Below are 11,893 nucleotides of genomic sequence, written 5' to 3' on the forward strand. Positions count from 1 at the left end.
TCAGAGTCAGGGCAAAAATCAATCGCAATATGCAGTTTTATTTATGATTTAACCAAGATAACATTAGCCAAATTTTGGTTTTGTCAGTAAAAAAGTGGCAAAAATGTGCCGCGCATCGCTTTCAGATGTTGCTAAATGTTTCTAAAAAATGCGCAAAGTTACGGATTAACCTGTTTTTTTTAGGCCTTGACAGGCTGAAGGCATACTCAAATTTAACTAAGCAATACACGTAGCGAAAATGTGACCACGGTCATACAACGTCGCGGCAGGAGGGAAAGTAAGCCAGGAAAGTTCTGGAAAAATCATTGGCACCGCTAAAAGTCGGTACACTGGCGCTGCGCGAAAATCATCTACGTAAAATGATGAACTGTTAAGCCTGTGTTCTCACAGCGTTTTGCAGCAATTTGATGCTACACTTTTTGCTTCGATACAGATGAAATAAGAGCCATGACAGCACTGGATGCCGCAAAATCAACCTGTTCTGAACGCCGCCTTAACGCCGGTACGCGTACCATTTTTTTAATTAATGGACTGGGCATGTCAGCCTGGGCACCACTGGTACCTTATGCGCGCGATCGCTTGCAATTAGAAGGAGCATCCCTCGGTGCCCTGCTGCTCTGCCTGGGGATTGGTTCACTGCTTGCGATGCCCGTCACAGGCACGCTGGTCGCCCGCTTTGGCTGCCGGCGGGTGATGATGAGTTCGACGCTGCTGGTCCTGTTAATGCTACCCGTGCTGGCAACCGCGCCTTCCCATCTGGTGATGGCCGCAGCACTCATGCTGTTTGGTGCCGGGTTGGGGATGCTGGACGTTGCAATGAATTATCAGGCGGTGGAAGTAGAAAAAGCCGCAGGACGCCCCATGATGTCAGGCTTTCACGCGTTTTTCAGCCTGGGAGGCATTTTAGGTGCCGGTGCGGTAAGTCTGCTGTTAGGTCTGACATTGACCCCTCTCTTATCGGTTCTGATCGTTATGGCGGTGATGGTCGCATTGCTGCTGTGGCGGCTGTCCGGCTATATGAACCAGCGCTTACATCAGCCTGATCAGCCCTGGCTGGTGATTCCGCGCGGGCGTGTCGCCTTTCTGGGCGTACTGTGCTTTATCCTGTTTCTGGCAGAAGGCGCAGTACTGGACTGGGGTGCCCTGTTGCTGCTGCAAAATCCGTCAATGTCGACGGCACATGCAGGTCTGGGCTATGCCGTATTCTCTGTAGCGATGACGGCAGGACGCTTTACTGGCGATAAGATTATTCAACGTTTTGGCCGCTATCCGGTGATGGTCATGGGCGCGCTGGCCGCGGCGTCGGGCCTGGCGCTCGCCGTCCTGCTGCCCTGGCCGGAAGCGTCATTACTGGCTTTCTTACTGGTGGGATTTGGTTTATCCAATACCGTGCCTATGTTATTTAACGCGGCGGGTAATCAGCATGCAATGCCCGCTAACCTGGCGATTTCAGCCATGACAACGTTGGGATATGCAGGTATTCTTTCTGGTCCGGCGTTGATCGGGTTCATCTCTCAATGGATTAGCCTTAGCGGTGCATTTTTACTGATTGCACTGCTCTTGTTGGCTGTGGCTGTCAGTGCGCGCAACGTTGCGCGATAAATCAGGTATCTGAGACGCTATGTTGTATAAGTTTCCTCTGACATCCAGCAATGTCACCCGCTTTTTTATCGTATTTAACCTGGTACTGTTACTGGCGCTGGGTTGTATGGTGCAAAATTCAATTAATGCTTGGCTAACCGATAAACGCTATGCCATGGCCGATATGGCGCACGACGTACAAAAACGTATTGATACCTATCGTTTTGTGACCTGGCAAATTTATGAAAACCTCTCGGCCAGTGCGGCAGGTTCCGTCCCTGCCAGCAATTTACAAGAGACGCGTCTGCGTCCTGATGTCTATTACCTCGAAAAAACCCGACGTAAAACCGAAGCGCTGATCTTTGGTTCGCATGACAGCAGCACGCTGGATATGACGATGCGGATGTCCAGTTATCTTGATACGCTGTGGGGTGCCGAATCGCCGACCTGGTCGATGTATTTCTTAAATGGTCAGGACAACAGTCTGATTATGATATCGACCCTGCCGCTGAAAGATTTGGCCACTCGCTATAAAGAGAATGCGTTAAGTTCATTAGTGGATGCGCGCCGTGCTGAAATGCTGCAGCAGGCGAATGCGCTGGATGAACGCGAAAGCTTTTCGCCTCTGCGTCACCTTGCTTTCCAGAACGATCACTACTTTACCCTGCGTACGACGTTTAATCAGCCCGGCCATCTGGCTACTGTCGTCGCGTTTGATTTGCCTGTGAATGACTTAATCCCGCTTAATATGCCGGTAGAGAACTTCCAGTTGCGTCAGGATGCCAGCTTTACCAATAACACCAGTACAAACCAGGAAGGCCTTGAGACAACCCAGGTTTCGCTGGTCAGCCACGACATTGAGATAGCCGCAGCCCTGCCCAGCACCTCGCTGCAGCTGGTTTACCGGGTCCCCCTTGTTCGCCTGCTGCTCGACAGTGCGCATAACCTGATGTGGCCACTACTGATTAACCTGGTGCTGTTTTTACTTTCACTGAGTGGCGTATTGTTACTACGCAAACAATCGCTTCGTCCCAGTGAAAACCAGAGTGCTGAACTGGACTCCCTTCGCGTACTCAATCAGGAGATTGTGGCCAGCTTACCTGTGGGCCTGTTGGTGTACGACTTTGCGAGTAACCGTACCTTGTTAAGTAATAAGATCGCCGAGCATCTTTTGCCTCACCTGAACCTGCAAAAGATCATCAATATGTCCGATCAGCATCAGGGTGTATTACAGGCTACGATCAACAACGAAGTGTATGAAATACGCCATGCGCGTAGCGTTTTATCGCCGCATACACAGCTGTTTATGATGCGCGATCAGGATCGGGAATTACTGGTCAACAAGAAACTGCAAAAAGCACAGCAGGTGCTGGATCGCAACCACCAGATGCGTCAGCAGTTGCTGCATCACCTTGGCCATGCGTTAAACCAGCCGCTGGAAAAAATCGTCTCGCAGTTGGTGCAGTTGAGTCAGCGTGATAATGACGAAAGCGTGCTGGATATTCTGGATGAGAGCCAGTCACTGGCTCGTCTGGTGGACGATATCGTGCTGCTCAATCGTCTTGAAGCGCATGACTGGTCACCTGATGCGTCGGTATTTAACCTGCAAGAGTTACTGGACGAAATTACGCTGGAGAGCCTGCCGCTGCTGCGTCGCAAAGGCCTGTCCCTGGTGGTGAATAATCATCTGGCAAATGACGAGATGCGCTTTGGCGATCGACGTGCATTGCGCAAAATCCTCACCACGCTGATGCATTATGCGCTGATTACCACCCGCTGGGGCAAGATTACCCTGGCGGTGAAGACGGCAGAGAACCAGCCTGACCGGGTCTATATTGAACTGGTGGATACCGGTGCCGGACTGACCGTGGATGAACTGGCGAACGTGGACTTCCCGTTCCTGGGCGATACCAGTCAGGATCGTTATGGTCAGGCGTCCGGTATGGCGTTTTTCCTGTGCAAGCAGTTATGTAAACAAATGGGCGGTAGCCTGGAGATTGTGGCGAAAGCCGATATCGGCACACGCTATAACATTCAACTGCCCCTCACGCTTGAGGAACAGCGTGATGAGGAGGAAGAGAAAATCCTGGAAGGCGTAACCGCGCTGGTGGAGATCGCCGTTGAAGATGTCCACAAAATTGTTTGTCGCCATCTGGAAAACTGGGGCGCGCGCTGCCTGACGCCTGATGAACGTATTTCGGGTCAGGATCACGACGTACAGATCACCGACGATCCGGGCAAACTGAGTGGCTGGGCATTGTTACTGGCAGAAGACGAACCGGGCCATCATGCGCTGAACGATCAACAGTATCGCGTCAATTTCAATCTCAGTAATGCACTACTGGATGCATTACTGGCACTGATTGAGAAGCAATTGTCCCACGATGTAATGGAGGATAACACTGAAGAAGATGACGCCAGCACGCCACTGCTAAGTGGAGGCTATTTCCAGCTGTTTACTGAGACAGTACCGGATGATGTAAAGAGATTGTATACTGAGTCAGCGATAAACGATTATGCCTCGCTTGCTCAGACTGCCCATCGCCTTAAAGGCGTGTTTGCTATGCTTAATTTGACACCGGGCAAACAGCTTTGTGAAGAATTAGAACACCACATCAAAGTGTGTGACGATTCAAACATTAAAAATACCACCAGTAATATTGACGCTTATGTCAATCAACTGCTGCAGCAAGGTAACCAATAAGATGAATAACCTGAATGTAATTATTGCCGATGATCACCCAATTGTTCTTTTCGGTATCCGAAAATCTCTGGAACAAATTGAGTGGGTTAACGTTGTGGGTGAGTTTGAAGACTCAACAGCACTGATTAACAACCTGTCCAAGCTTGATGCCAATGTGCTGATCACCGACCTCTCTATGCCGGGTGAAAAGTATGGTGACGGTATTACGCTGATCAAATATATCAAACGCCATTATCCTGATCTGTCGATCATTGTTCTGACCATGAACAACAACCCGGCCATCCTCAGCTCCGTGCTTGATCTGGATATCGAAGGTATCGTTCTGAAGCAAGGTGCGCCAACCGATCTGCCTAAAGCGCTGGCTGCGCTGCAGAAAGGCAAGAAATATACGCCGGAAAGCGTGGCGAAACTGCTGGAGAAAATCAGTGCCGGCGGTTATGGCGATAAGCGTCTGTCGCCTAAAGAGAGCGAAGTATTACGTCTCTTCGCTGAAGGCTTCCTGGTAACGGAAATTGCGAAGAAGCTGAACCGCAGTATTAAGACCATCAGTAGCCAGAAAAAATCGGCCATGATGAAGTTGGGTGTGGATAACGATATTGCCCTGCTCAACTATCTGTCATCGGTCAGCGCGACCCAAATCGACAAAGAGTAAGTTTTCAGGCGGTGCACTCGCACCGCCTCCTTCCGCTTCTCTTTTATCCCTGCCGGGCTTTACGTACCCGCTCTGCATAGAGACCCAGCGTTGATTTCAGCACATCCAGCGTCACGGGCTTCGACAAGCAGTTGTCCATCCCTGCGTCCATACAACGCTGCTTTTCTTCGGCCAGCGCGTTCGCCGTGACGCCTATCACCGGGAACACATGCCCTAACTGACGCAGGCGCTGAGTCAGACGATAACCGTCCATATTGGGCATGTTCACATCGGTCAGCACAATATCAATTGTATTACGGCTTAAGACATTTAAGGCGTCAACACCGTCCTGGGCGGTTTTCACCTGATAACCCAGCGTGCCAAGCTGCTCTGACAGCAGCATGCGGTTGATAGGATGATCGTCAACGATCAGCACCATAATGTCGTCATTATGGATTTTCTCTTCGACCGGCCCGCTCAGAGAAAGCGCGTCCGTGCTCTCGGTTTCCACGGCAATGCGGTAAATACGTGCCAGTAAAGTCGGCAGTTCATGCAGGGTTGCCGTGCTGTGGATCCAGCGCCCTGCCTGCGGCTCACGCGGCATATCCACATGCGCGCCGTCAAACGTGATAACCGCACGCACCTGGGGGAATGTCTCCATTGCATAGTCGGTTAACACCACATCATCACTGCCAGGGTTTGCCAGCATATCGGCGACCTGGAAGCCATGTTGCTTCAACAGCCTGTCCAGATACTGGGCCAGGTACTCATTGCGCATTGCCAGCCAGATTTTCTTATCCTGCAGCCCGTCAAGCAGTGGAATGGACGGCTGCTTACCATTGTAGATGGGGATACGCACGATAAACTGGCTTCCCATTCCCGGCTCTGACTCCACCTCGATATCACCGTCCATCATGTTGATCAGCTTTTCACAAATCGCCAGGCCCAGCCCGGTGCCCTGGAAATTGCGCTGGACGCCATTTCCGACCTGGAAGAACGGATCGAATAACCGGGTGAGCTCTTTTGCCGGAATCCCGACGCCGGTATCACGCATACGAAAGGCCAGATAGCCCTGGGTGACGTATGCATGCAGGATAATGCAGCCGGTATGCGTAAATTTGATCGCATTATTGAGCAGGTTAGAAATCACCTGTTGCAGACGCAGGGGATCGCCATCGAGGAACTGCGGAACATCGTGTTCAATATAGCAGTACAGTGTCAGGCGTTTTTTCACCACCAGCGACAGATAGTTACCGACAATATGGGTAATCACTTCACGCGGGGAGAAAGGACGCGGTTCAATCTTCAACTGTTCCGACTCGATTTTCGAGAAATCGAGAATATCGCTGATGATTTTTAACAGCAGACTGGAGGAGTTGTTCATGGCGGTGACCAGCGAGTCGATACCGCTGGGCAACTGTCGTGTCTGTAATAAATCCAGATTACCAATAATGCCGTATAACGGCGTGCGCAGTTCATGGCTGACCGTGGCCAGAAACATCGATTTCGACTGGCTGGCCTGTTCAGCGGCATGCGCCATCTCCTGCAATGACTGCTCCATACGAACGCGCGCGGACACGTCAACCAGCACGCAGATGGCGACGTTTTCATTGCGATATCGGGAATGCACAAAGCTGATTTGCAGATTGGTGTTGCTGCCCGTCAGGACATCCACAAAGTTGACCTGTTGGCCGCCGATAATTTCATTTAACCGCTTGCGGTCTTCCTGCGTCAGCAACGTAAGATAGTTATGCGCCAGCTCATTACTCAGAATGTTGGTGCCATCGCTGGTGCGCAGAATACAGATCCCGACCGGTGCTGACGCCACGATCTTACGGTTAAACTGCTCATGCTCTTCCAGCCTGTGTGCATTCTCTTCCGCAGGCAAAAACATGCGCCGCTCAAATAACCAGGCCAGCGTAAACAGCAGTACCGCACTCATGATATTGAGCAGCACCGCGTTAATCATCATGAGCCTGAGCTGATCGACCAGGACATCCGTTGACACCGACCAGATCACATTGAGTTCTGATGGCGGCAAGGGTTTCTTGAGCACCAGCTGGCGATAACCGTCCAGATAACCAAACCAGGTTTTATCGTCGGGTAATTCGTTTAGCGAGAAACCTACGCCTCCCCGGCGTGACGTCAGCAACGGCGTATAATTTTCGTCGGTTATGGTCGCGGTCACCGGCAGGCTGCCGGGCTGGATAAATTCATCAAGGCGGATATTTTGCTCTACGCCCAGCAAAGCCTGCAGTTTATCGGCCACATAGACCGGCATCACCACAGAGAAGCTGCCTACACCAGGCTGAGCGGAGCTGCTCACCCAGTAAGCCGGATTACGCTGGTCCTCTTCCGGGCTGTTACGGTAACGCTGCAGGTTTTCCCGCAGAAGCTTCAGACTGCGATCGCGACTGACATTATTATTGTTATTGCTGACGGTAAAGTCAGCCAGGCACCTGTTATCGCCGCCAATGAGGAAGACCCGGTTCAGCTCGTAGGAGGAGGCGAAATTGCTTTTCCAGTAGTTAATGTAGTTGCCTAAGGAATCAAGCGAGTTGCGCCAGGTGGTGCTCATGGAGGCACAGTCGTCACCGGAATATAACGGCATAAACTGTGGCTGAATCAGATTGTCCGCCTGGGACTGACCGATGGGTGCAGGTCTGGCGAGCCGGTTTTCAGCAATATATTTGAGTTCACGCATCATGCCCGCAGAATGACGGACGTACCAGTCAATGGTGCCGTAGTTACTGGCAAACTCCTGACGTACCTTGTTCTCTTTGTCATGCAGGACGCTGATAATATAGAACGTCGTCAGAACAGCGCCCAGCAACCAGATGAGCAGTGCCAGCGCGCGAAACAGATAGCGCGAAATGCGCAGCGTCGTGCGGAAAGAAACTAGATATTTCAAAGGTGACTCGCAGGTGGCAAGGTTAGTCGCATTGTTGGATTTTTGATGTTCATACACTAGCTTTATCGCAGCGAAAAAGCCAGTCGACTCCGGGCTCAGGGCGCAGTTTGAGAATGTTTGACCTGCCGCCCACCTCTCCTCTCGCTGTCTTCACAGCCAAAAAAAACGGCAGGCCGGGTTACCCCTGACCTGCCGTTGCGGTTTAACGTACGACGGGTAACTTACTCGTCGTCGTCCACTGCCGGTTCATCATCGTCGTCATTGTCGACTTCAGGTACGATATCATCGTCCCCTTCCGCCACGCTGCCATCGATAGCATCCAGCTCTTCTTCTTCCACCGGTTCCGCTACGCGCTGCAGACCGACAACATTCTCGTCTTCGGCTGTACGAATCAGGATCACACCCTGAGTATTACGGCCCACGATGCTGACTTCGGAGACACGGGTTCTTACCAGTGTGCCGGCATCGGTGATCATCATGATCTGATCGCTGTCGACAACCTGTACCGCACCAATAACCGGGCCATTACGCTCAGTTACTTTGATGGAAATCACGCCCTGCGTTGCACGGGATTTGGTCGGGTACTCACTGTTCGCGGTACGCTTACCGTAGCCGTTCTGCGTAACCGTAAGAATAGCGCCCTCTTCACGCGGCACGATCAGCGAAACTACGCGATCGTTTTGCGCCAGCTTAATGCCCCGTACGCCCGAAGCCGTTCGGCCCATGGCACGTACCGCGGATTCTGCAAAGCGCACCACCTTACCGGCCGCAGAGAACAACATCGCCTCATCGTTACCGTTCGTCAGCGCCACACCGATCAGCTCATCGTCATCACGCAGGTTAATCGCGATAATGCCTGCGCTACGTGGGCGGCTAAACTCCTGCAGACCCGTTTTCTTCACGGTCCCGCTGGCGGTAGCCATGAAGATGTTAAAGCCTTCGGTGTATTCACGTACCGGCAGAATCGCCGTAATACGTTCGTTGGCTTCCAGCGGCAACAGGTTGACGATAGGACGCCCACGTGCACCACGGCTGGCTTCAGGCAACTGGTAGACTTTCATCCAGTAGAGCCGGCCACGGCTGGAGAAGCACAGGATCGTGTCGTGGGTATTCGCCACCAGCAGACGATCGATAAAGTCTTCTTCTTTGATTCGGGCGGCAGACTTGCCTTTACCGCCACGGCGCTGGGCTTCATAGTCGCTCAGCGGCTGATATTTCACATAGCCCTGATGCGACAATGTCACCACAACATCTTCCTGATTGATCAGGTCTTCGATGTTGATGTCGGCGCTGTTAGCCGTAATTTCAGTGCGGCGGTCGTCGCCGAACTGATCGCGCATCAGCTCAAGCTCTTCGCGAATGACTTCCATCAGACGTTCTGAGCTGGACAGGATGTGCAGTAATTCTGCAATCTGATCCAGCAGCTGTTTGTACTCGTCCAGCAGCTTCTCATGCTCAAGGCCGGTCAGCTTCTGCAGACGTAAGTCCAGAATGGCCTGCGCCTGGTGTTCTGTCAGGTAATACTGACCATCACGGATACCGAACTGCGCTTCCAGCCACTCTGGACGGGCCGCGTCATCGCCTGCACGTTCCAGCATCGCGGCCACATTGCCCAGCGCCCACGATTGCGAGATCAGACCCGCTTTTGCTTCCGCTGGCGTTGGTGCGCGGCGAATCAGTTCGATAATCGGATCGATGTTAGCCAGCGCAATCGCCAGACCTTCAAGGATATGTGCCCGATCGCGCGCCTTGCGCAGTTCGAAAATAGTACGGCGTGTCACCACTTCACGGCGATGGCGAACGAAGGCTTCGAGAATCTCCTTCAGCGCCATAATCTTCGGCTGGCCCTGATGGAGAGCGACCATGTTGATACCGAAAGAGGTCTGCAACTGAGTCAGGGAATAGAGGTTATTGAGAACCACTTCACCAACGGCGTCACGCTTGATTTCAATGACGATACGCATGCCGTCTTTATCAGACTCATCGCGCAGCGCACTGATTCCTTCGACGCGCTTTTCTTTCACCAGCTCGGCAATCTTTTCTATCAGGCGCGCTTTGTTCACCTGATAGGGCAGCTCGTGAATGACGATGGTTTCACGTCCGGTTTTGGCATCCACTTCCACTTCACCACGGGCACGGATGTAAACTTTACCGCGACCGGTGCGATAGGCTTCTTCAATGCCGCGACGCCCGTTGATAATGGCCGCCGTCGGGAAATCAGGCCCCGGAATGTGTTCCATCAGCCCTTCAACGCTGATGTTTTCATCTTCAATATAAGCCAGGCAGCCGTTAATCACTTCGCGCAGGTTATGCGGCGGAATGTTGGTGGCCATACCGACGGCAATACCGGACGATCCGTTGACCAGCAGGTTAGGGATTTTGGTGGGCAGAACTTCAGGGATCTGCTCGGTACCGTCGTAGTTCGGTACGAAATCAACGGTCTCTTTTTCCAGATCAGCTAACAGGTCGTGGGCGATTTTAGACATGCGCACTTCGGTATAACGCATCGCCGCAGCGGAGTCGCCGTCGATGGATCCGAAGTTGCCTTGACCGTCCACCAGCATGTAACGCAGGGAGAAAGGCTGGGCCATACGTACGATGGTGTCGTAAACGGCAGAATCACCATGCGGGTGATATTTACCGATAACGTCACCGACGACGCGGGCAGATTTTTTATAGGGTTTGTTCCAGTCATTACCCAGTTCGCTCATCGCGTAGAGTACGCGGCGATGTACTGGCTTCAGGCCATCACGCACATCGGGTAAAGCTCGGCCAACAATGACCGACATGGCGTAATCGAGGTAAGAATTTTTTAACTCTTCTTCGATATTAACCGGTGTAATTTCTCTCGCAAGGTCGCTCATGGAGCCGCTATCCCTCTACTAATCCCGGATTTTAAAGGTGCGAAAGTATATCACACCGCAATTCACTGGTGAACGTTAACCACCTTATTAAGGTGCTTTTACTCATGTTGATAAGGTGCGCCATGATAAGTTAAGCGTTTATACTGATGTCACATTTTGTCAGGAGTCACGATTCAATGAATGCACAACCACAGAACCCTCAGCACAATGTCGATGCACAGGAAATTGCCAAGTTCGAGGCCGTTGCCTCGCGCTGGTGGGATCTGGAGGGCGAATTTAAACCGCTGCACCGTATTAATCCCCTGCGGCTGGGCTACATTGCGCAACACAGTCACGGGCTGTTCGGTAAAAAAGTGCTCGATGTCGGCTGTGGTGGCGGTATCCTGGCGGAAAGCATGGCCCGGGAAGGTGCAATCGTCACCGGGCTGGATATGGGCGCGGAGCCACTTGAGGTGGCACGACTGCATGCGCTGGAGAGCGGCGTGACGCTCGACTATGTGCAACAAACGGTCGAGGAGCATGCCAGCCAGCATGCAGGCCAGTACGATGTGGTGACCTGCATGGAGATGCTTGAGCACGTGCCGGATCCACGTTCGGTGGTGCACGCCTGCGCGCAGCTGGTTAAACCCAGTGGCGAGGTGTTCTTCTCGACCATTAACCGTAATCCCAAAGCCTGGCTGATGGCGATTTTCGGTGCGGAATATGTCCTGCGCATGGTGCCGCGTGGGACGCATGATGTGAAGAAATTTATCCGTCCCTCTGAGCTGCTGGGTTGGGTGGATGAAACCCCACTGCGTGAACGCAACATGACAGGCCTGCACTACAACCCGCTTACCGATCGGTTCCGTCTGGGCAAAGGTGTGGACGTGAACTACATGATCCACACGCATCACGGCGAGGCGTAATTCCTGTGCAGCGTGCGGCTTTGCCCACGCTGCTGTCATCCCACTGTCATCACAAAACGCTATCCTCCCTGCCGCTACGCGTTAAGCCCTGTGGCACGACGGCTATGGCTCAAAACAGGCTTTCGCATAGACCAATGCTGGAAAAAGTCGCGCAATGTTTGAAAAATCAGCGGTCGATCATAAATCGCAATATTTTCTCAGACTGGTTGACAAGACCTGCGGCCTTACGAGACGCGGCCTAAGAAAACCCGCAGAAAATACAACCCCCGCAGACATCATTTTTTCCTCTTGTTAAGC

6 protein-coding genes are annotated in these 11,893 nt (G+C 52.4%); 4 read left to right on the forward strand and 2 right to left on the reverse strand.

Annotated elements, in window-relative coordinates:
- Positions 1–447 precede the first annotated feature (447 nt).
- From C1N64_RS16685 to rcsB, 3 genes are read left to right on the forward strand one after another with little or no spacing between them, the layout of a single operon-like run.
- Entirely contained in the window at positions 448–1,602 is a 1,155-nt protein-coding gene (locus C1N64_RS16685) for an MFS transporter (RefSeq protein WP_394515011.1), read from the forward strand.
- A gap of 19 nt (positions 1,603–1,621) precedes the next feature.
- Positions 1,622–4,285, forward strand: a complete 2,664-nt coding sequence (rcsD, locus tag C1N64_RS16690) for a phosphotransferase RcsD (protein WP_033740607.1) — start codon at positions 1,622–1,624, stop codon at positions 4,283–4,285.
- 1 nt (position 4,286) lies between these two features.
- Complete coding sequence (gene rcsB, locus C1N64_RS16695; RefSeq protein ID WP_006120001.1) at positions 4,287–4,937, forward strand: response regulator transcription factor RcsB; 651 nt, start codon at positions 4,287–4,289, stop codon at positions 4,935–4,937.
- A 43-nt stretch (positions 4,938–4,980) separates the two neighbouring features.
- Here rcsB and rcsC read toward each other — a convergent pair whose 3' ends face one another.
- Together rcsC and gyrA are read right to left on the reverse strand one after the other, a co-directional pair.
- The gene (gene rcsC, locus C1N64_RS16700; protein ID WP_033740958.1) at positions 4,981–7,827 is read right to left on the reverse strand and encodes a two-component system sensor histidine kinase RcsC; all 2,847 of its coding nucleotides are present in this window, start codon (positions 7,825–7,827) and stop codon (positions 4,981–4,983) included.
- Positions 7,828–8,048: 221 nt separating this feature from the next.
- Positions 8,049–10,691, reverse strand: a complete 2,643-nt coding sequence (gene gyrA / locus C1N64_RS16705; RefSeq protein ID WP_058701328.1) for a DNA topoisomerase (ATP-hydrolyzing) subunit A — start codon at positions 10,689–10,691, stop codon at positions 8,049–8,051.
- Between the two features lie 176 nt (positions 10,692–10,867).
- On the opposite strand from gyrA, the gene ubiG reads away from it, so the two are divergent.
- Positions 10,868–11,596, forward strand: coding sequence for a bifunctional 2-polyprenyl-6-hydroxyphenol methylase/3-demethylubiquinol 3-O-methyltransferase UbiG (gene ubiG, locus C1N64_RS16710; RefSeq protein ID WP_058701327.1), 729 nt, complete (start codon positions 10,868–10,870; stop codon positions 11,594–11,596).
- The last annotated feature ends 297 nt before the right edge of the window (positions 11,597–11,893 follow it).

Source organism: Pantoea sp. SGAir0215 (assembly GCF_043543215.1).

Excerpts from the sequence above, each read along its gene's own strand:
- C1N64_RS16685 (WP_394515011.1), top strand. The coding sequence starts at position 448 with ATGACAGCACTGGATGCCGCAAAATCAACCTGTTCTGAACGCCGCCTT.
- rcsD (WP_033740607.1), top strand. The coding sequence starts at position 1,622 with ATGTTGTATAAGTTTCCTCTGACATCCAGCAATGTCACCCGCTTTTTT.
- rcsB (WP_006120001.1), top strand. The coding sequence starts at position 4,287 with ATGAATAACCTGAATGTAATTATTGCCGATGATCACCCAATTGTTCTT.
- gyrA (WP_058701328.1), bottom strand. The coding sequence starts at position 10,691 with ATGAGCGACCTTGCGAGAGAAATTACACCGGTTAATATCGAAGAAGAG.
- ubiG (WP_058701327.1), top strand. The coding sequence starts at position 10,868 with ATGAATGCACAACCACAGAACCCTCAGCACAATGTCGATGCACAGGAA.